This window comes from Citrobacter sp. Awk 2, from assembly GCF_028069815.1.
Lineage (GTDB): Bacteria > Pseudomonadota > Gammaproteobacteria > Enterobacterales > Enterobacteriaceae > Citrobacter.
This window is the reverse complement of the sequence record NZ_JANEWL010000009.1, coordinates 58,020-77,608: the sequence shown is the minus strand read 5'-3', so window position 1 is coordinate 77,608 and position 19,589 is coordinate 58,020. Positions and strand designations below refer to the sequence as shown.

The following is a 19,589-nucleotide window of genomic DNA, read 5'->3' as shown; positions in this document are numbered from 1 at the left end:
ATGTTATATTATAACATTTCACTCGCAAATGATTTGAGGGTGAAATTTTGGCTATGCATGTGGAAAAATTGGCAGTCGCTCTGGGGATGCTTTTTGTTAGTAGTCAGGTACTGGCGCATGGTCACCATTCCCATGGTGCACCAATGACCGAAATAGAACAAAAGGCGGCTGAAGGCGTTTTTGATGACAAAAATGTGCAGAACCGTACGCTAGCCGACTGGGATGGCATGTGGCAGTCTGTCTATCCGTATCTGGTGAGTGGCGAACTGGATCCGGTATTCAAAAAGAAAGCGGAGAAAGACAAGAGCAAAACGGCAGAGCAGATTAAAGCCTATTACCGTAAGGGGTACGCGACCGATGTTGACACTATTGGTATTGAAAACGGCGTAATGGAGTTTCATACCGGTAAAAAGGTGGCAGCGTGTAAGTATGACTATGCCGGATATAAAATTTTGAACTATACGTCAGGTAAGAAAGGTGTGCGTTACCTGTTCGAGTGTAAAGACGCTGGCAGCGACGCGCCGAAATACGTGCAATTCAGCGATCACATTATTGCGCCACGTAAGTCGAGCCACTTCCATATCTTTATGGGGAATACCTCGCAGGCTGCCCTGCTTGAAGAGATGGATAACTGGCCAACCTATTACCCGTATCAGCTTAAGGGCGAAGAGGTGGTGGATGAAATGTTGCACCACTAATCCCGACTGAAACTGTTCAATGAAACCCGCCGATGTTGGCGGGTTTCTGTGTATTACACTGACAGGAACATTATTTCCCGGATGTCAGCGTGTTGTAGCTGGTCATCAGGTTGCGATAGTCAGGAATATGGTTGGAGAACAACGTTCCCAGCCCTTCAATATCGTTGCGCCAGTCACGGTGTAACTCACAGGCCAGACCGAACCACGTCATTAATTGTACGCCGGCAGATGACATACGATTCCACGCGGAATCACGGGTCAGCGGATTAAACGTACCGGATGCATCGGTGACCACAAACACGTCGAAACCGGCTTCAATGGCAGAAAGCGCAGGGAATGCGACGCAGACTTCGGTTACCACCCCGGCGATAATTAGTTGCTTTTTGCCTGTTGCTTTGATCGCGTTAACAAAATCTTCGTTGTCCCAGGCATTAATCTGACCAGGACGTGCGATGTAAGGGGCGTCCGGGAACAGCTCTTTCAGTTCAGGAACTAATGGACCGTTAGGACCGGTTTCAAAGCTGGTGGTCAGAATCGTCGGGAGTTTGAAATACTTCGCCAGGTCGCCTAATGCCAGAACGTTGTTTTTAAACTTGTCTGGATCGATGTCACGGACCAGTGAAAGCAAACCCGTTTGGTGATCGACCAGTAGTACGGCAGCCTGATCTTTATCAAGACGTTTATAAGCAATAGTCATTTTTCTTTCTCCATGTGATGAGAGGGTGCCTTACGGGCTGAATCTACTGATAAACATTAGTGGCTAAACGGGGCATTGGGTAGGCGCAAAAGTGGGTTTCATCGTTGCAAATCTGGAACGAATAATGCTGTTGCAACCGGACTGAAACAGAATGCTATATTCTAAAGCTTCTCTTTCCATCCCCTGGCGCATTCGTTAGCATATTGTCTCGCAGCAAGTGCATGTGTTTTTTCAGGAAGAGGTTAACGTGTTCGCAGAGTATGGAGTTCTGAATTACTGGACGTATCTGGTGGGGGCTATTTTTATCGTGTTGGTACCGGGGCCAAATACGATATTTGTGCTGAAGAACAGCGTCGGTCGTGGAGTGAAGGGCGGTTATCTGGCCGCAAGCGGTGTGTTTATTGGTGATGCCGTATTGATGTTTCTGGCCTATGCTGGCGTAGCTGCACTTATCAAAACAACGCCCGTATTGTTCAATATCGTTCGTTATCTCGGCGCGTTTTATCTGCTGTATCTCGGTGCGAAGATCCTGTATGCCACACTGAAATCGAAGGCCAGCGATGCGGCGCCAGAAGAAGTTCCGTTTGGCGCGATTTTCAAACGTGCATTAATTTTGAGTCTGACGAATCCTAAAGCCATTCTGTTTTATGTTTCGTTTTTCGTACAGTTTATTGATGTCAACGCGACTCACTCAGGGTTGTCGTTCTTTATTTTGGCGATGACGCTTGAAATAGTGAGCTTTTTCTATCTGAGCTTCCTTATTTTCTCCGGTGCGTTTGTGACACAGTATATTCGTACGAAGAAAAAACTGGCTAAAGTTGGGAATTCCCTCATTGGCTTGATCTTTGTCGGTTTTGCCGCGCGTCTGGCGACGCTTCAGTCGTAACGTTATTGGCCCGCTGTTGACGGCGGGCTTTCAGTATTAAGCTGTTCCTTTCATTGAAAGATGTGATGGTTATAACCAATAAATGGTATTTTAAATGTATATTTTGAGGCGTACCCTGTTTACAGCAGCGATTCAATAAGACTCGCTGGTTGTCGACTGGAAAAGGGAAGAAAAATGCTTCAAATTCCACAGAATCATATTCATACACGCTCAACGCCGTTCTGGAACAAAGAAACTGCACCTGCCGGAATTTTCGAACGCCACCTTGATAAGGGTACCCGTGCCGGGGTTTATCCTCGACTTTCTGTGATGCAGGGGGCGGTCAAATATCTCGGATTTGCAGATGAACACAGCCCGGAACCTGAAGAGGTGATGATTATCGAAGCCGGTCAGTTCGGCGTTTTTCCACCGGAGAAATGGCATAACATCGAAGTGATGACCGACGACACCTACTTTAATATCGACTTTTTCGTGGCGCCCGAAGTGTTGATGGAGAGCGCAAATCAACGAAAAGTTGTGCGTACCGGCAAGGAGTAAATCATGGGTAAAGCAACCTACACCGTTACAGTCACCAATAACAGCAATGGCGTGTCTGTCGATTATGAAACTGAAGCGCCGATGACGCTGTTGATTCCGGATGTGGCCGCTGAAGTGGTTAAAGACCTGGTCAATACGGTTCGTTCATACGATACCGAGAATGAGCACGAAGTCTGCGGCTGGTAGGGTTTTCATCTCTGCTATTGCTTGATTGCATTCATTTTAAAATTAAAACCGCATCGCGCGTTGACGGCTCGATGCGGTTTTTTTTATTCATGATGCGTAGTTTGTGCGCTCATTTTCTGTAAAAAAGTTTTCTTAAGAAAACCTTAAGAAGATCGCATAGATTGCTAATGGCTTAAAATTCGCTGGGGTTATGATCGGCTGTCTTTCATTTAACAGAACATCGTGCTTATGAAACTTGATACCCGATTAACATTCCCAACACTCCTGCTGGGGCTGGTCACTGCGGTGATCCCGTTTACTGCCAACTTGAATCTCCCCTTGCTCAACGGCGGCGTCGTCAGATGGATTGAAAATGGTCAGGCGCTTTGGTTGTTTTTTGGTGCCATGTTTACTTTCTGCTACATCCGGCCTTTTTCGCGTCCTGATGGCGAGAAGCAATTTTGGCTGTGGGCCGTGCTGTGGTGGTTAGTTTTGCTGGGACGAAGCACCAGTTGGGGGCGCGATTATTTTCCCGATCAGCCCAGGTTGTTATTCAGGGCTATCTCTGTTGTATTAATCGCCATGATTATCTTGCCGGTAGTGATTTCAGCGAACCTGCGTCGGGAGATTGTCAATCGCTTGCGCAATGAGTCGCTGCCGCTCTGGTTGTGGGCGATCACCAGCTGTGCATTTTTGATCTCCGACACGGTCGAGCACCATCGTCTGCTGGCTCCCGTCTTTCTTCACAACGCGCAGTATGGCGATCTGATTGAAGAACTGTACGAATTGCCGTTTATGGTTGGGCTATTTCTGATTAGTTTTAACTTTATGGCGCGGGATAAGCAGGCAGAAGATATGGCTATTCGGTTTAACGATCCGCAGTTGGCGAAGTAACGCAATGGCATTTGCCTGAGCCTGGAGGTACGACTCAGGCAAATGTGCAGGTTACTTACGCGATAGCCTCGCACAGACGTGATTTCATCTCGCTGTAAGATTTCGCGGCATAGTTCTCCGCCCAACCTTGATCGGTGATGTGCTCAATATTGACGGCGCAATATTTGGTTTCCGGGGTTTTCGAGATGGGGTCCAGATTATCCTGGGTCAACTCATTACAGGCGCCAATCCACCATTGATAGGTCATGTACACGGTTCCGGGATTGATGCGTTCAGAGACATCAGCCCGACTGATAACCTTGCCACGACGTGAGCTCACCCAAACCAGATCGCGATGACGGATACCGAGGTTTTCCGCATCACGCGTACTGATCTGAACATAGCCCGGCTCATCGGCCAGGGCCTGCAATGCTGCGCAGTTGCCGGTCATCGAGCGGCACGAATAGTGGCCGACTTCGCGCACGGTGCATAACACCATTGGGTACTTTTCATCAGGTACTTCTGCAGGAGCACGCCACTGTGCGGCAAACAATTTACCTTTGCCATTGGCGGTATCGAACTGGCTGTGCGCATACAGATAGGGCGTGCCTGGGTGATCAAGCTCCGGACATGGCCACTGAATGTGGCCCATGTCACCCATTTTTTCGTAAGTCACGCCGTAGAAGAGTGGGCATAGCTCGCGCATCTCATCCCAGATTTGCTGGTTATTTTGATACTGCATCGGATAACCCATTGCGGTGGCCAACAGGCTGATGATTTCCCAGTCGCGTTTGACATCCCCCGTAGGTTCAATCGCCTGTTCAAACCGCTGGAATCCGCGGTCGGCGCAGGTAAAGACGCCGCCGTGTTCGCCCCACGATGTTGCGGGCAGGAGAACGTCAGCCATTTCTGCCGTCTTGGTCATGAAGATGTCTTGTACCACGATAAAATCGAGCGCGTTAAAGCCTTCACGGACCAGGCCCAGATCGGCCTCGGTTTGCAGCGGATCTTCACCCATGATGTAGTAGGCTTTGACTTTACCTTCGATGGCCAGATGGGGGACTTCGGTGATCCGGGTGCCGACCTTGTCATCCATCAGATTGACGTCAATACCCCAGGCGTTGGCAAACTTCTCTCTCACGGCGAAATCGGTAACGTCCTGATAGCCCGGGAACTGGTTCGGCAGTACGCCCATATCACACGCGCCCTGCACGTTATTTTGTCCGCGCACCGGGCCAACGCCGACATTAGGACGCCCCAGGTTTCCGGTCAGCAACGCCAGGCTCGACAGACCACGAACCACGTCAACCGCCTGGCCAAACTGGGTCACACCCATTCCCCACATCACGGTTGCCGAGGGGGCGGAAGCGAAAGTACGCATCGCCTGACGAACCTGCTGTGCAGGCACACCCGTTAAATGTTCAACGGCTTCGGGCGCGTAATCCTTGACGGTTTCCCAGTAAGTTTCGAGGCCTTCGGCATGTTTTTGCACATACTCGCGATCATAAAGCTGCTCTTCGATAAGCACATGGCCAAACGCGTTGACCAGCGCCATGTTACACCCGTTTTTCAACTGCAGATGCTGGTCTGCAATTCGGGCAGTTTCAATGCGTCGGGGATCGCAGACAATGATTTTTGCCCCGTTCTGGCGAGCTTTGATCACCCGGCGTGCCACAATCGGGTGGGAATCGGCGCAATTATAGCCAAAGATGAGCAGACATTTTGAGTTTTCAATGTCGCTAATTGAGTTACTCATCGCACCATTGCCCAGCGTTTCCTGCAGCCCGGCGACGGATGGACCGTGGCAGACGCGGGCGCAGCAATCGACATTGTTGGTGTTGAGTACGCCACGTGCGAATTTTTGCATCACGTAGTTGGTCTCATTCCCGGTTCCACGAGATGAACCCGTCGTCATGATGGCGCGAGGACCATAGGCATTTTTGATCTCGGATAAGCGTTTTGCGGTGTAGCGGATGGCTTCATCCCAACTGACGGGCGTGAATTTCCCACCTTTTTCATAGCGGATCATTGGTCGGGTCAGACGAGGAGTCAAAAGGCGAGTGTCGTTCAGAAAGTCCCAGCCATAGTAGCCTTTCAGACATAGCTGGTTTTGGTTCGTTACACCCTCAGCGGCTTCAGCGCGGATGATTTTGTTATTTTCAACAACAAGCTTGAGCTTGCACCCGGCCCCACAGTATGGGCAAACACTGGTGATTTTTTTCATCAATAACAGACCTGTTAAATGCTGAAATAGCGCGAATTGTAGACGGAGTCTCGCGAGAGTTTTCGCGGACTACGATTTGTCGTAGCGACGGGCTGTTAAAGCATAAACTGTGCCAGAATTGAAAATTCAGCAATGGCGGGGAGCGAAAGCAAAAAAAGCAGAATAATGACTGACGATTCGACACTAATGACGACAAGCGTCAGTAAATATTCCCGTTTTTGCGTAGTTTAACCTCATGAAACATCAGAAAAAGATGAAAAATCAAAGTGACCCTGATCACAAATTTTAATTTTTCGGCGCTATGCTATGCTTTTATACAACGAGTAAATCGTTCACGTAAAAACATAAGCGAGGAAAATAATGGGTATTATTTCATGGGTGATTTTTGGTCTTATCGCGGGGATTTTGGCAAAATGGATCATGCCGGGGAAAGATGGCGGCGGTTTCTTTATGACCATTATCTTAGGGGTAGTTGGTGCCGTCGTGGGCGGGTGGATCAGTACATTCTTTGGATTTGGTAAAGTTGATGGTTTCAACTTCGGCAGCTTTGTCGTGGCAATTATCGGCGCGATTGTGGTGTTGTTTATCTACAGAAAAATCAAAAGCTAAGTAACGAATCAGCCAATAAAGGCCACATTTATGTGGCCTTTATTTTGGGTTACCACCAGCCCAGTTCCGTTCCCAGCACGACAATAATGGCCACGCCAATCATAATAAGCGTTGTTTTTTTCATCGTTATGCTCCTGGTGAGGCGTAGCCGCCAATAAAGAACCAGGACAGGAAAACGACAGCGGAAATGAAAATGATAACGGGGAAAATAATACCGAGTCGCATACGCTTATCTGCCAGAATAATTTTAAGACGATTAAGCATAACAGGGCTTAATGTACGACAAAAGCGGTTTTATCCTGACGTTTCTTATCCTGATACATCGCACTGTCTGCAAGATGAAGCGCACAGTTGACGTCTGTCTCCAGCGGGTCTATTTCCACAACGCCCAGACTGGCTCCCGGATAATACAAACAGATTCCACCCAGGTCATAGTCACCGCAAATGAGCTGCTGTAAGTGGTTTTTCACGCTTTGCAAACGAATACACGGCGACATTTCGTTTTCCACTGACAGGCTGGCGACTAAAAATTCATCACCGCCCAGACGACCAAGAATATCACTCTCACTGCATCCACGGCGTAAACGCTGGCCAATTTGGATCAAAAACTGGTCACCGACTTCGTGCCCAAAACGATCGTTGATCAGTTTGAAATCATCTAAATCAATATAGGCGACAATAATTTTGTGTCTGAGGTGGCGAGCCAGCGAAAAGAGGGTGTCGATATTTTCAAATATTGCCCGCCGGTTAGGTAACCCGGTCAGAACGTCAGTGTAGGAGTGGGCTATCAGCGCAGCATTTGCTTCACGTAACTGAGCAACCAGAGATTCTTTCTGAATAGACTGCGCAATCAGGCCCGCGAACAGATGCAATACCTGCTCACCTCGTTCGCTTAGCGGCTGTTGCTGACGACTGGTGGCGCAGAGGGTGCCATAGAACGTGCCATCGGGCAGGTGGACTGGAGTACTCAGAAAGGTTGTGATCTCCAGTGCGCGTGCGGCGGTACATTCTGGCCAACGCGCGGGAACGTTATCGCTATACAGACAGTTTGCGTCTATTGCGCGCTTGCAGAGAGTCTCATCCCACGGCACCGACAGCCCTTCGGGGATCTGCATTTGCTTACTATTACGCGCATACAGAATATGCTGCAGACGCGCATCTAAATCGACCTTAGTAAGGTAGGTCGACTCCATCTCAGTCACGACCTCCAGCATCTCCAGAAGTTGCCGAACCAGACTCTCAACAGACTGCTCCGTGGCTAATGATTTTGAGACTCGGGCGAGGATCATGTCTGACATGAGAGGCAAATACTCCAGAATGCTGATAAGTCCTGTATTGCCGGCATAATAGAACATCGGAGGGAAAGATGAAACACGCTATCCGGGTCAAAATGTAGACATGAGATTGAAACACGTCAGTAAAACATGGAGATAGATGGGGAGTCGGGGTACTCTTCCAGAGTAACGTTTTTAACAGGAGTGAATATGAAACTGGCCTCTATCGTTGTGCCCGGCATTTTGGCGTTGGCGGGGTGTTCCACATCACCTGAAGCACCCGTACCACCGAAAATTGGCATGGCGAACCCGGCATCCGTATATTGTGAGCAAAAGGGCGGCGTGCTGATTGCGGTGCAAACACCGCAAGGCGTAAGGTCAGATTGCAAACTACCCGGTGGCGAAGTTATTGATGAATGGTCGCTTTGGCGCAGAGATCATCCGGCAACGGGCAAATAACCCGCTGTCACAATTGACGCAGCCACTCAGCCAGAACCTGCGCATGGTTTTGCTGCGTATCCTTCGCCGCATACAGCAGCGTTAACGGCTGTTGCCGGGCAATATCCGCGAGTCGCTTGCCTTCCTGCTGTTGCTGGGCAAGTTCTGCGCGGTATTGCTCGGAGAAATGGGCAAAATCGATGACATCTGCGTGGAATGCTTTACGTAAATCAGACGAGGGCGTCAGCGCTTTATCCCATTCATTGAAAACAAGATCGGTTTTTTTCACCCCGCGCGGCCACAGCCTGTCGACCAGAACACGATATCCATCACTTTTTTCTGCCGGGTCATACACGCGTTTACACTGAATATTCATCTCTTAATCCGCTCCGTTAAGCCACTGAACTCGTCTTCATTACGGTTAAATAAGATCGTAAAACGTGACCATTATAGCATTTTGGCCATATAGACTCTCAATTTAAGGGATTGTGATAACAACAAAAAATCGGTAGGCTGAGGCTCCTTATGTTGTCCCTCATTGTCTGGACATAAGGAAAGTTAATGGAAATTTCCCCTGTTAAAGATACGCTTCGCATTGCGCTGGTGGGCGATTACAGCCCCGATATTGTGGCGCACCAGGCTATTCCCCTTGCCATCGATGATGCTGCCGCCGTTCTGGAATTAGTGGCTGATTATGACTGGCTCACCACATCTGATATTAGTAGTGGCGAAGATTTAGTTGGTTATGATGCCATCTGGGTAGTCCCCGGCAGTCCTTACCAGCATCCGGAAGGCGCGCTGACGGCAATACGTTACGCACGCGAAAACAGCATTCCATTTTTGGGCACTTGTGGTGGTTTTCAGCATGCCATTCTTGAGTATGCCCGCAATGTGCTGGGCTGGCGTGATGCCGCGCATGCGGAAACAGAGACCACGGGTCGTATGGTGATTGCACCGCTGACCTGCTCGTTGGTCGAAAAGACGGATGATATTGAACTGCGTGCGAATACGCTGATCGCCAGAGCCTACGGGCGGGATGTCATTACAGAGGGGTATCACTGTAACTATGGCGTGTCGGAAGCCTTTGCCGCTGAGCTTGAAAGCGGCGATCTGCGAGTAACGGGCTGGGATGACGCGGGTGACGTTCGCGCGATTGAACTGGTGACACATCCGTTTTATGTCGGGACGCTTTTTCAGCACGAACGAGGGGCGCTGGCAGGAAAGCCTGTGCCCCTCGTCCAGGCACTGCTGCGCGCGGCCAGAGGATAACAACTGGGCAGGTTGGTTTTTTGCCTGCCCGATGTATTACGCGCTGGCGATCTCTTTCTCGCGTCCTGCACAGACGCCAAACACGGCCATGATGAGAGCGAGCAGCGCGACGCCAACCAGCGGGACCTGCCAGCTATCGTTAAGATCGTGAATTTTCCCCATCATCGGTGGCCCACACGCGGCCAGTAAATACCCGACAGATTGCGCCATGCCGGATAGCGCGGCGGCCTGGTGCGCTGAGCTTGCACGTAGCCCGATGAAGGTGAGGCCGAGGATCATCGTGGCACCGGAGCCAAAGCCAAACAGCACAGTCCACAGGGCCGCCTGCTCGGGCATAACGGCAAACCCTGCAGCACCAATAGCGCACATTAACGAGACCAGTGCGGCGATAGTACGCTGATCTTTAAACCGATACAGAACGAGGGGGATCAGTAGCCCAGGCGCTGCGGTCGCCAGTTGTAGCAAACCATGCAGCGACCCCGCCTGTGCTTCACTGTAGCCGTGACTGATCATAATGGCGGGTAGCCAGCCGATAATGACGTAATAAATAAGCGAGTTGATGCCCAAAAACAGCGTGACCTGCCAGGCGAGACTGGAGCGCCAGATTGCGCGGGAGTGTAACGCTCGCGAATTGCTGAGGCTGGCATTGGCCGTCTGGCGCCACTGAGGTAACCAGATCAATAACGCCAGCAGCGGAAAGACCATTAACATCATCAGCGCGCCGCGCCAGCCAAAGCCATGTAACGCCAGCGGCACGACCATTGCCGACCCCAGCGCTGCCGCAGCACCCATCGTTAACGAATACGCCCCGGTGAGCTTTGCCACATGCTGTGAAAAATCACGCTTAATGAGACCCGGCAAAAGGACATTTCCCAGTGCTATGCCACAGCCAATGACTGCCGTCCCGCCAAATAGGGCTCCGGATGAAGGGAGTGAACGTATAGCAATACCCATACAGATCAGCAGCATGGCGGCTAACAGACTGCGCTCAACACCCCAACGGCGAGCGACGGTTGCCGCCAGAGGCGACACCAGCGCAAAAGCAAGCAGTGGTAGCGTGGTCAGGAGTCCCGTCTGGGCGGTGGTCAGACCGTAGTCAGTGCGAATCGCGTCCAGTAAAGGGGCTGCGCCGGTAAACGTAACGCGTAGTGTGGTCGCGATCATCAGGATACCCGCAATTAACAGCGCACCGTTTTTACCGCGGGAAGAAGGGGAGTTAGTCATTTTTTTCTCATATCGTCAGGCGAGGCGTTACCTTAGCGTTTTTACTCTGTGGATGAATCAAGCTAAAATGACAGTTTATCGCTAAAATCGGACATTCTTATGTTTGGACTGAGGCTGGACGGGTATCAACCCGATCTTTACCACGATGCCGCCGTGGCTTTTTGTATTCAGGCTCAGGAAGACGAACTTTTCAGCCCACTGCATCAACACCGCAAAGGTCAGTTAATTCTGGCGCTGCATGGCGCAATTACTTGCGAAGTTGAGAACGCCATGTGGATGGTGCCACCGCAATATGCGGTGTGGATACCTGGTGAAATTCCGCACAGCAACCACGTTACCGTTGGCGCGCAATTGTGCTTTTTATTCATTGAACCTTATGCAGTAGTGATGCCGGATCGCTGTTGTACGCTGAAAATAGCGCCATTATGCCGGGAGCTTATTCTTGCGCTGGCGAGCAAAACGGATGCCCAGCTCTGTGAACCAGCTACCCAGCGGTTAACGCAGGTGTTGTTTGACGAACTTCCGCAGCAGCCGCAGGAGCAAATGCAGTTACCGGTATCCGATCATCCGAAAATTCGCAAGATGGTGGCGACGATGGCGCGGGAGCCTGCGCAATGGCAAACACTGGGGCAGTGGGCCAATGTGTTTGCCATGAGTGAGCGTAATCTTGCCCGTCTGGTCGTCAAAGAAACGGGGCTAAGTTTTCGCCGTTGGCGTCATCAGTTGCAACTGATCCTGGCGCTGCAGGCACTGATCGACGGGCACAATGTACAGCAGGTCGCACAAATGCTCGGTTACGATTCAACGACCGCGTTTATCACCATGTTCAAGAAAGGCCTGGGTCAAACACCCGGTCGCTATCTGGCAGGGTTGACTACTGCTTCCCAACAATCAGCGACACCAGACCGGCCGCAATAAGCGGACCCACCGGCACGCCGCGAAAGAGGGCAACGCCCAATACTGTGCCCACCAGTAAACCGGCGACGAGTTGAGGTTGGCTACCCATCAGCGTGACGCCGCGCCCGCCAAGCCAGGAGACAACAACGCCGACGGCGATAGCGACCAGCGACTTCCAGTTTACAAAGGAGTGAATAAGCGTGGAGGGGGGCAGCGTGCCGCTGGCGATGGGCGCCATGACGCCGATCGTCAGAATAATAATCCCAACGGTAAGCCCCTGCTTTTCAATCCATGGGAAGAATGTATTCAGCGGAGTAACACGGACGATTATCAGCACCAGAATTGAAACGGCGACAGTGGTGTTGTGGCTGACAAAGCCCAGAGCTGCCAGTCCAAGCAGGATCAGCAGTGTGACATCAAACATCGTAGTTTCCTTGCCAAAAGAAAAATAAGCCTGCTTACTGTACGCGTAAATGCGTGACGGAACAGGCTTTTTTATTGATTATTATTATTTTTGGGCGAACGCATAATATCGCGTTTTGATACTGATGTTACGGGCTTGCTATTGTGCGCGATGGAATGGAATTAATTCAGGTTGTGCAATGCGCAAATAATCCTGGGTGTCCATGATCACGGATTTTTCCAGCAGTCCGGCATTGAACGCAATTTCAGTAAAGCGCTCAAACAACAGCGGATCGGCAACCAGCTTGAGTTTTGGATGGAAACTAAACGGTGGGATAGCGCCAAACACGCAGCCGGTCAGTTCATCCACTTCCGCCGGGCTGGCAAGTGATGCGCGTAAACCGCCGATATGTCCGGCAAGCTGGTTCAGATCAGCCTGTTGGTCAGCCGGGAGAATGGCCAGCACATGCTGATTAACGCCGTTGCCTTTTACTTTACAGACGAGGGCTTTTGCCCCCTGACCCAGCGCTGTACCGCGAATTTCCGAGACAGCTTCACATTTGCCAACGGCCTCATGGCTGAGTACACGATACGTTGCGCCTTGTTCTGACAACAGCGAAATTAAACGTTGGTGCGTCACGTTGCCTTTATTTACATCTGTCATTTCTTACTCCTGGTACTACGATGAACATCCTGACGAATACAGTATCACTCACGGTGGTGTTTTTTCTGTTTGTTCAGATAGAGCTGTACATCTGATGCCTTATAGGCGTCATCAATGGTGTCGTTTGGCTGCATGTTATAAATCCCTGCGGAAAAACTGACGGAGGTATCCGGAGCAATAGTGTGTAAGTTATCGCGAATACGATCCAGTAGTTGGGGGGTAAGTTCAGGGGCATAATCGACAAGGATAATACAAAACTCATCTCCGCCAAGACGGATGGCATAGTCACTTTTGCGAATAGAGGCCTGAATAGCTTTGGCCAGAATGGTGATAATGCGGTCGCCTTCCTGGTGCCCGAGTGTGTCATTAATTGTCTTTAGTTTATCGCAATCAATAGCAATAAAAGTTACGCAGGTTCCGGCGTTGACCAACTGCTGCAAACGCTGCTCAAGCGTGGGCGTTAATATTTTACGGTTATAAAGCCCGGTCATCGCATCACTGATATTTTCGCGTGTGACGTTGTGATACAAACGAAAATGCATTCTGACCATGTTCAGCAGCAGTGCCGTTGCCAGTAAATAGAAGGCAAATATCTTCCAGGAAGCAACAATAAAATACATAAAATCAAGCGATAATGTGATGCGCATTCCGCCTGGGATGTCATTAATATAATGAACATACTGAAACAAGTCGCTCTCACTTTGATGAATGATAATCTCTTCACCTGAGTTGATATCAGATAAGGTCACATTGAGATAGCGCCAGACGAGGGGACGGTCGTTGGTATAAAATATGTTCTTTAAATTGTCTTTGTTAACATCCACCATGACAACGCCTTTTAGCTTGCCGGTATAGTAGACCGGGGTCAAAAAGCTCATCACTTTCTCCTGGGTGAGATCGTCCTGATAAATACTGGAAATGACGGTTCGGCCAGTAAAAATATCATCAATATCGTTCTGGTTAATTCCCAGTGTACCTTTCTGTAAAAAAGACCAGTGATTCATGGCAAATTGATATGAATTTACCAGGTTATAGAAATAGATGTAGTCGTTTTTCAGGTCAATGTAATAGCGAAACTTGTATTCCATGGTGCCTAATCCCTGACCATAATCTACCCGTTCACGATTTGCGTTTACGGCCTGATCGAAGGCGGGGAGTAGAAAAATATCGTCAAGTTGTTCAATACAACTCGGCGAGTGGGTCTGTAACGTGCCGCGTAACGGAAGATAATCATGGGCAGTGAGATTGAATCCATGTATGCCGTTGACGGTTTCAAAAGCGGTGCACAGCGCTTTTCGTTGTTCAACTGTGATGGGCTTTTTCGGGGATGAAAATTGGCGCATCATATGGGCGGCAATGCTCTGATTGGTATATTTATCATAGAGAAAGGATGAATCTGCTTTCTCTATGATGTAGCGCATATACGCGCTCATTGCCCGATCGCTGGCAACAAGTTCATAAACCAAAAAAGAAGATGTCAAAACAATAACGCTTACGGAGATAAAGTGCCGGAGCGCTTTATGATGCAATTTCATAATGATTTACAACCCTGTAAGTCAGATACATCAGTCTATCACACGGTATACATCCACTCTAACAGTACGGAAAATCCTGCAGGATTGCGCATTATTTGTAATAAAAATCATTCGTGCTCTTCACCTTTAACCTCTATTGTTGTATTTATAATGCAACTTATAAAAAAGGAGACCGGCGGATGAGCGCGACTGAAAAAGCGGGCCATACATTTTTAGCCAGCCTGGGAAAAACCCGCCTGCGCCCAGGTGGGGTTGAAGCGACAGAATGGTTGTTCCGGCAGTCCCAACTGACGCCTGGCAGCCAGGTCCTTGAAGTTGCCTGCAATATGGCTACAACGGCCATCGAGCTGGTACAGCGCTTTGGATGTACGGTCTATGCCATTGATATGGATAAAAATGCGCTGAACAAGGCCAGAAGTAATGTGGCGCACAACGGACTGGAAAATCACATTCATGTCATGGCGGCAAACGCCAATACTCTGCCTTTTGCGGATAACAGCTTCGACGTCGTGATTAACGAAGCCATGCTGACAATGTATGCAGACAAAGCTAAAGCGAAACTGATTGCGGAATATCATCGGGTGCTGAAACCCGGTGGACGTTTGTTGACCCACGACATTATGTTCACAGCGCAAAAAATGGAAGAAGGCGAACAATATCAGTTGGTTCAGGTGGTGAAATCAAACGTCAGTCCGCTGACCAAACAAGGATGGAGTGACCTGTTGATGAGTGCGGGGTTTGAACAGGTCATGCAACAGAATGGCAAAATGTCGTTGATGTCACCGCGCGGATTAATTCGCGACGAAGGAGTAAAGGGTGCGATTAAAATTGCGTTTAACGGTATGCGAACGTACGAAAATCGTCGCCGATTCTTGAAAATGTTTCGTTTCTTCCACTCGCAACGTCACCAACTAAACTACATTGCCTGCTGTTCCATCAAAGGAAAATAAAAAGGATAAACGGATGAATATTGATAAAATGAAAAGTCAGCATGTTGATATACTGGAAAAAATATCATTCTTGCGTAAGTTAAGCCTCGCTGGCGTCTCAGCCAATGCTCAGGAAATCGCTACTGCGATTGTGAGCATGAGCGCGATCATTAAAACGCATTTATCTGCTGAAGATCAGTTCCTTTATCCGCATATTGAGCAAGATGGTAATAACGTACTTCGGCAAGTCAGCACACAATTTAAGCGTGAAATGGCGGACATCGTTAGTGAATATGAGGTTTTCTCCCGCCGCTGGAATATTGCCAGTAAGTTGATGGGCAACGATGACGCGTTCAGACGTGATGCCAACATTGTTTTGCGTAAAGTGTATGAGCGTATGCAACGGGAAAATAAAGACTTCTATCCGCTGGTGGAGAGAATGTAGCGCCATTTTACGCATGAACGGAACGCACCGCACCCGGCAAGAAAAAATCAGCCAGAGATGAAAATCTGGCTGACTTTTTACGTTACTAATTGCTAACTATTGCTGGAGGTACTTTGCTTATGGAACAGCTCGCGGAAAACCGGATAAATATCATCCTGGTCGCGGATATGCTGCATCGCAAAGTTATCAAAGGTAGATTGCAGATGCTCATACTCACGCCACAGGGTCTGGTGTGCACGTCGGGTGATTTCAATATAGCTATAATATCGCACCACCGGCAGCAGCTTTTTCGCCAAAATTTCATGACACAGTGGTGAGTCATCCGCCCAGTTATCGCCATCCGATGCCTGAGCGGCATAGATATTCCACTGGGCAGGGTTGTAGCGATCTTTGACCACTTCATCCATTAACTTCAGGGCGCTGGAAACTATGGTTCCCCCCGTTTCCTGAGAGTAGAAGAACTCGTGTTCATCAACCTCTTTTGCCTGAGTATGATGGCGAATATAGACAACCTCCACATTTTTGTAAGTGCGGCTTAAGAACAGATACAGCAGGATATAAAACCGTTTTGCCATATCTTTAGTCGACTGGTCCATTGAGCCAGAGACATCCATCAGGCAGAACATCACGGCCTGGCTGGAAGGATCGGGTCGTTTCTCATAATTCTTGTAGCGCAAATCAAAGGTATCAATAAACGGTACGCGCTCAATTTTTGCCCGTAATTCAGCAATTTCTTTGCGTAATCGCTCTTCTTCCAGCAACTGCGCGGGTTCACTTTTGGCGATGGTTTCCAGATCGGCCTCAAGCGCATGCAGCTCACGACGTTTACCCGCCGTCATTGCTGTGCGGCGCGCCAGTGAGTTTTGCAAGGAGCGCACCACGCTGATGTTGGCGGGCACACCGTTGGAGGTAAATCCTGCACGGTGCGTTTTAAACTCCGTTAACTGACGCTGCTGATTCTGCTTCAGGTTAGGGAGCGCTAAATCTTCGAACAGCAGATCAAGATATTCATCTTTAGATATCTGAAAGACGAACTCATCCTGACCCTCTCCATCCTGACTGGCCTGGCCTTGTCCGCTTCCTGAACCACCGCCGCCCCCCTGCGGACGTTCGATACGGTCATTCTGTACAAAATGATCGTTACCCGGATGCACACGATGACGCAGGCCACCACGCCCCTGATGAAACATCGGTTCGCTAATATCATCGGTCGGAATAGAGACAGATTCGCCGCTATCTACGTCGGTCACCGAACGCTTGTTAATGGCCTCGGAGATCGACTGTTTAATTTGCGATTTATAACGGCGCAAGAAGCGTTGGCGGTTTACCGTGCTCTTGTTCTTGCCGTTAAGACGCCGGTCAATAAACCAGGTCATATGCCCCCCCGTACTGCCAACTGTTCGCCATGTCTGTAAGTGCCGGATGGCGCTGGCGCTATCCGGCCTACGGAACATTATTTTGCAAGCCCGGTAAGCGCATGCGCCACCGGGCACTTATGTTAAGACGATTTCCGTACGCGCAAATACCATTCGCACAGTAAACGTACCTGTTTACGCGTATAGCCTTTTTCCATCATACGGTCGACAAAATCGTCGTGCTTTTTCTGCTCGTCAGTCGAGGTTTTAGCGTTAAACGAAATGACCGGCAGTAACTCTTCGGTATTCGAGAACATTTTCTTCTCAATAACCGTGCGCAGTTTTTCGTAACTGGTCCAGTTTGGATTGCGACCGCTGTTGTTTGCTCTGGCACGCAGAACAAAGTTGACGATCTCGTTACGGAAGTCTTTCGGGTTACTGATACCCGCCGGTTTTTCAATTTTCTCCAGTTCGGAGTTCAGTGACTCGCGATCGAACAGCTGACCGGTATCCGGGTCGCGGTACTCCTGATCCTGAATCCAAAAATCCGCATAGGTAACATAACGATCGAAAATGTTCTGTCCATATTCTGAATAGGACTCAAGGTAAGCCGTCTGGATCTCTTTGCCAATAAACTCGGCGTATTTCGGGATCAGATAGCCCTTCAGGAACTCAAGATAACGTTCAGCCTGCTCCTGCGGGAATTGCTCACGCTCGATTTGCTGCTCAAGCACATAGAACAGATGCACTGGGTTTGCTGCGACTTCGGCATGGTCAAAGTTGAACACGCGGGATAGGATCTTAAACGCGAAACGCGTGGACAGACCGTTCATCCCCTCATCAACTCCGGCGTAATCCCGGTACTCCTGATACGATTTTGCTTTAGGATCGGTATCCTTCAGGCTTTCACCGTCATAAACGCGCATCTTCGAATAGATACTCGAGTTTTCAGGTTCTTTCAGACGCGAAAGAATCGTGAAGCGAGAGAGCGTTTCCAGCGTGCCCGGTGCGCAAGGCGCATGGGTCAACTCACTGTGGTTAAGCAGTTTTTCGTAGATCTTGATCTCTTCAGATATACGTAAGCAATACGGGACCTTCACGATGTATACACGGTCGAGGAAGGCTTCGTTGTTTTTGTTGTTGCGGAACGTCACCCATTCAGATTCGTTCGAGTGGGCGAGAATAATGCCGTTAAACGGCAGGGCAGAGATACCTTCTGTCCCGTTGTAGTTTCCTTCCTGGGTAGCAGTCAGCAGAGGATGCAGCACTTTAATCGGTGCTTTAAACATCTCTACGAATTCCATAATCCCCTGGTTGGAGCGGCACAGCGCACCTGAGTAGCCGTAGGCGTCAGGATCGTTCTGTGCATGGTGTTCGAGTTTACGAATATCCACTTTCCCGACCAGAGCGGAAATGTCCTGGTTGTTTTCATCACCAGGCTCCGTTTTAGCGATGGCGATTTGCTCCAGAATGGACGGCCAGACTTTGACGACACGGAATTTAGTGATGTCCCCGCCGAAATCATGCAAACGCTTCGCAGCCCACGGCGACATGATCGTACCGAGATAGCGACGCGGGACCCCATACTCTTTTTCCAGGATCTGTGCATCTTCCTGCGGATTAAACAGGCATAACGGATGATCGTTAACCGGGCTACGTTCACCATTGGCGCTGAGGACATAAATGGGCACTCTTTGCATCAGCGACTTCAGTCGCTCTGCAAGCGATGATTTTCCCCCTCCCACCGGCCCCAGCAGATACAGGATCTGTTTCTTCTCTTCCAGCCCCTGAGCCGCATGTTTCAGATAAGAAACAATCTGTTCAATTGCGTCTTCCATGCCGTAAAACTCTTCAAAAGCGGGATAACGTGCAATCACCCGATTCGAAAAGAGTCGAGAAAGTCGAGGTTCGTGGGCAGTGTCAACCATGACAGGCTCACCAATAGCCATTAATAGCCGCTCTGCCGCGTTGGCATAAGCACTGCGATCTTGCCGACAAGTGGTAAGAAACTCCTGCAGCGTGAACTCTTCGTCCTTGGCAGCTTCATAACGCTGGCGATAGTGATCGAATATATTCATGGTATGCCGTCCTTTCGTTTTTTAGCACATGTTAAGAGCCGTTCATATGAATAGTAGAGGCCCCTGAAGAGGTAAACTGAACGACGTCGCTGCTGAAGAAATAAGCAACTCTCATGCCATTTCGATGGTCAGGAGATCAACGTATTCGGTGATACACCTTCTAAATTTAAGCGTAGATGGCATTTGCAAAACTTGCCTGCACGCGCAAATGAATTTCAATGGCATATCAATAACTCATCAGCAAAAAAAGCACATGTTATGTAAAGAAATGGGGCTGAATTCATGTGCTGTTCACCGTACTGCAAGCAAAATGTCATCACTCGTTGAGAAATTAGGGGGTTACATTGGGCAGGTAATACGTAAAATAGTTGGGCTGAAGCGTATTGGCGG

General features: G+C 49.4%; 22 protein-coding genes and 1 pseudogene. 11 read left to right on the top strand and 12 right to left on the bottom strand.

Annotation, left to right across the window (positions count from 1 at the left end):
• Positions 1 to 53 precede the first annotated feature (53 nt).
• Positions 54 to 698, top strand: a complete 645-nt coding sequence (zinT, locus tag NNO02_RS04575) for a metal-binding protein ZinT (protein ID WP_202038865.1) — start codon at positions 54 to 56, stop codon at positions 696 to 698.
• 70 nt (positions 699 to 768) lie between these two features.
• On the opposite strand, the gene ycaC is transcribed toward zinT, so the two are convergent.
• On the bottom strand, positions 769 to 1,395 hold the full coding sequence (gene ycaC / locus NNO02_RS04570) for an isochorismate family cysteine hydrolase YcaC (RefSeq protein WP_005120379.1): 627 nt from the start codon (positions 1,393 to 1,395) through the stop codon (positions 769 to 771).
• A gap of 247 nt (positions 1,396 to 1,642) precedes the next feature.
• Between ycaC and leuE the strand changes: the two genes are divergently transcribed.
• The 4 genes from leuE to NNO02_RS04550 all read left to right on the top strand — a co-directional run bounded on the left by leuE (position 1,643) and on the right by NNO02_RS04550 (position 3,877).
• Positions 1,643 to 2,281: a leucine efflux protein LeuE gene (gene leuE, locus NNO02_RS04565; RefSeq protein WP_048212597.1), complete on the top strand. Its 639-nt coding sequence runs from the start codon at positions 1,643 to 1,645 to the stop codon at positions 2,279 to 2,281.
• Positions 2,282 to 2,455: 174 nt separating this feature from the next.
• Positions 2,456 to 2,818, top strand: coding sequence for a DUF1971 domain-containing protein YeaR (gene yeaR, locus NNO02_RS04560; protein WP_045441926.1), 363 nt, complete (start codon positions 2,456 to 2,458; stop codon positions 2,816 to 2,818).
• 3 nt (positions 2,819 to 2,821) lie between these two features.
• Positions 2,822 to 3,004 carry a DUF1869 domain-containing protein gene (locus NNO02_RS04555; RefSeq protein WP_003030733.1) on the top strand — a complete coding sequence of 61 codons (183 nt, stop codon included), beginning with the start codon at positions 2,822 to 2,824 and terminating at the stop codon, positions 3,002 to 3,004.
• 228 nt (positions 3,005 to 3,232) lie between these two features.
• Complete coding sequence (locus tag NNO02_RS04550; RefSeq protein WP_271454296.1) at positions 3,233 to 3,877, top strand: hypothetical protein; 645 nt, start codon at positions 3,233 to 3,235, stop codon at positions 3,875 to 3,877.
• A 55-nt stretch (positions 3,878 to 3,932) separates the two neighbouring features.
• Here NNO02_RS04550 and fdhF read toward each other — a convergent pair whose 3' ends face one another.
• Entirely contained in the window at positions 3,933 to 6,080 is a 2,148-nt protein-coding gene (gene fdhF / locus NNO02_RS04545; RefSeq protein WP_271454295.1) for a formate dehydrogenase subunit alpha, read from the bottom strand.
• 360 nt (positions 6,081 to 6,440) lie between these two features.
• On the opposite strand from fdhF, the gene NNO02_RS04540 reads away from it, so the two are divergent.
• Positions 6,441 to 6,689, top strand: a complete 249-nt coding sequence (locus NNO02_RS04540) for a GlsB/YeaQ/YmgE family stress response membrane protein (protein WP_137382921.1) — start codon at positions 6,441 to 6,443, stop codon at positions 6,687 to 6,689.
• Between the two features lie 49 nt (positions 6,690 to 6,738).
• Here the strand turns inward: NNO02_RS04540 and yoaJ are convergent, their stop codons facing one another.
• The 3 genes from yoaJ to NNO02_RS04525 are packed head-to-tail and all read right to left on the bottom strand — an operon-like array spanning position 6,739 to position 7,987.
• Positions 6,739 to 6,813 (bottom strand): protein YoaJ, encoded by a 75-nt coding sequence (gene yoaJ / locus NNO02_RS04535; RefSeq protein ID WP_099530266.1) that lies wholly within the window; start codon positions 6,811 to 6,813, stop codon positions 6,739 to 6,741.
• 2 nt (positions 6,814 to 6,815) lie between these two features.
• On the bottom strand, positions 6,816 to 6,914 hold the full coding sequence (locus NNO02_RS04530; protein ID WP_086523648.1) for a YoaK family small membrane protein: 99 nt from the start codon (positions 6,912 to 6,914) through the stop codon (positions 6,816 to 6,818).
• A 47-nt stretch (positions 6,915 to 6,961) separates the two neighbouring features.
• Positions 6,962 to 7,987: a sensor domain-containing diguanylate cyclase gene (locus NNO02_RS04525; protein WP_271454294.1), complete on the bottom strand. Its 1,026-nt coding sequence runs from the start codon at positions 7,985 to 7,987 to the stop codon at positions 6,962 to 6,964.
• 186 nt (positions 7,988 to 8,173) lie between these two features.
• Here NNO02_RS04525 and NNO02_RS04520 point away from each other — a divergent pair, with 186 nt between their 5' ends.
• Positions 8,174 to 8,422 carry a putative hemolysin gene (locus tag NNO02_RS04520; protein ID WP_271454293.1) on the top strand — a complete coding sequence of 83 codons (249 nt, stop codon included), beginning with the start codon at positions 8,174 to 8,176 and terminating at the stop codon, positions 8,420 to 8,422.
• Between the two features lie 7 nt (positions 8,423 to 8,429).
• Here NNO02_RS04520 and NNO02_RS04515 read toward each other — a convergent pair whose 3' ends face one another.
• A complete protein-coding gene (locus tag NNO02_RS04515; protein WP_202038860.1) occupies positions 8,430 to 8,777 on the bottom strand; it encodes a DUF488 domain-containing protein in 348 nt (115 codons plus the stop codon).
• A 185-nt stretch (positions 8,778 to 8,962) separates the two neighbouring features.
• On the opposite strand from NNO02_RS04515, the gene NNO02_RS04510 reads away from it, so the two are divergent.
• Positions 8,963 to 9,670: a CTP synthase C-terminal region-related (seleno)protein gene (locus tag NNO02_RS04510; protein ID WP_040233632.1), complete on the top strand. Its 708-nt coding sequence runs from the start codon at positions 8,963 to 8,965 to the stop codon at positions 9,668 to 9,670.
• 36 nt (positions 9,671 to 9,706) lie between these two features.
• Here the strand turns inward: NNO02_RS04510 and NNO02_RS04505 are convergent, their stop codons facing one another.
• Complete coding sequence (locus tag NNO02_RS04505; RefSeq protein ID WP_271454292.1) at positions 9,707 to 10,894, bottom strand: CynX/NimT family MFS transporter; 1,188 nt, start codon at positions 10,892 to 10,894, stop codon at positions 9,707 to 9,709.
• Positions 10,895 to 10,993: 99 nt separating this feature from the next.
• Here NNO02_RS04505 and NNO02_RS04500 point away from each other — a divergent pair.
• A pseudogene (locus NNO02_RS04500) lies at positions 10,994 to 11,786 on the top strand (AraC family transcriptional regulator); the annotation flags it as partial.
• Here the strand turns inward: NNO02_RS04500 and NNO02_RS04495 are convergent.
• The 3 genes from NNO02_RS04495 to dgcJ all read right to left on the bottom strand — a co-directional run bounded on the left by NNO02_RS04495 (position 11,769) and on the right by dgcJ (position 14,392).
• Positions 11,769 to 12,215, bottom strand: a complete 447-nt coding sequence (locus NNO02_RS04495) for a DUF441 domain-containing protein (RefSeq protein ID WP_042308914.1) — start codon at positions 12,213 to 12,215, stop codon at positions 11,769 to 11,771. The pseudogene NNO02_RS04500 and the gene NNO02_RS04495 sit on opposite strands and share 18 nt — an antisense overlap.
• A gap of 138 nt (positions 12,216 to 12,353) precedes the next feature.
• On the bottom strand, positions 12,354 to 12,857 hold the full coding sequence (locus tag NNO02_RS04490; protein WP_271441159.1) for a YbaK/prolyl-tRNA synthetase associated domain-containing protein: 504 nt from the start codon (positions 12,855 to 12,857) through the stop codon (positions 12,354 to 12,356).
• A 44-nt stretch (positions 12,858 to 12,901) separates the two neighbouring features.
• Positions 12,902 to 14,392, bottom strand: coding sequence for a diguanylate cyclase DgcJ (dgcJ, locus tag NNO02_RS04485; RefSeq protein WP_271454290.1), 1,491 nt, complete (start codon positions 14,390 to 14,392; stop codon positions 12,902 to 12,904).
• Between the two features lie 179 nt (positions 14,393 to 14,571).
• Between dgcJ and NNO02_RS04480 the strand changes: the two genes are divergently transcribed.
• Positions 14,572 to 15,342 carry a class I SAM-dependent methyltransferase gene (locus tag NNO02_RS04480; protein WP_271454289.1) on the top strand — a complete coding sequence of 257 codons (771 nt, stop codon included), beginning with the start codon at positions 14,572 to 14,574 and terminating at the stop codon, positions 15,340 to 15,342.
• 13 nt (positions 15,343 to 15,355) lie between these two features.
• Positions 15,356 to 15,766 (top strand): hemerythrin domain-containing protein, encoded by a 411-nt coding sequence (locus NNO02_RS04475; protein WP_271449124.1) that lies wholly within the window; start codon positions 15,356 to 15,358, stop codon positions 15,764 to 15,766.
• 92 nt (positions 15,767 to 15,858) lie between these two features.
• Here NNO02_RS04475 and NNO02_RS04470 read toward each other — a convergent pair whose 3' ends face one another.
• Together NNO02_RS04470 and yeaG are read right to left on the bottom strand one after the other, a co-directional pair.
• Complete coding sequence (locus NNO02_RS04470; RefSeq protein ID WP_271449123.1) at positions 15,859 to 17,142, bottom strand: YeaH/YhbH family protein; 1,284 nt, start codon at positions 17,140 to 17,142, stop codon at positions 15,859 to 15,861.
• A gap of 122 nt (positions 17,143 to 17,264) precedes the next feature.
• The gene (yeaG, locus tag NNO02_RS04465; protein ID WP_005120355.1) at positions 17,265 to 19,199 is read right to left on the bottom strand and encodes a protein kinase YeaG; all 1,935 of its coding nucleotides are present in this window, start codon (positions 19,197 to 19,199) and stop codon (positions 17,265 to 17,267) included.
• Positions 19,200 to 19,589 lie beyond the last annotated feature (390 nt).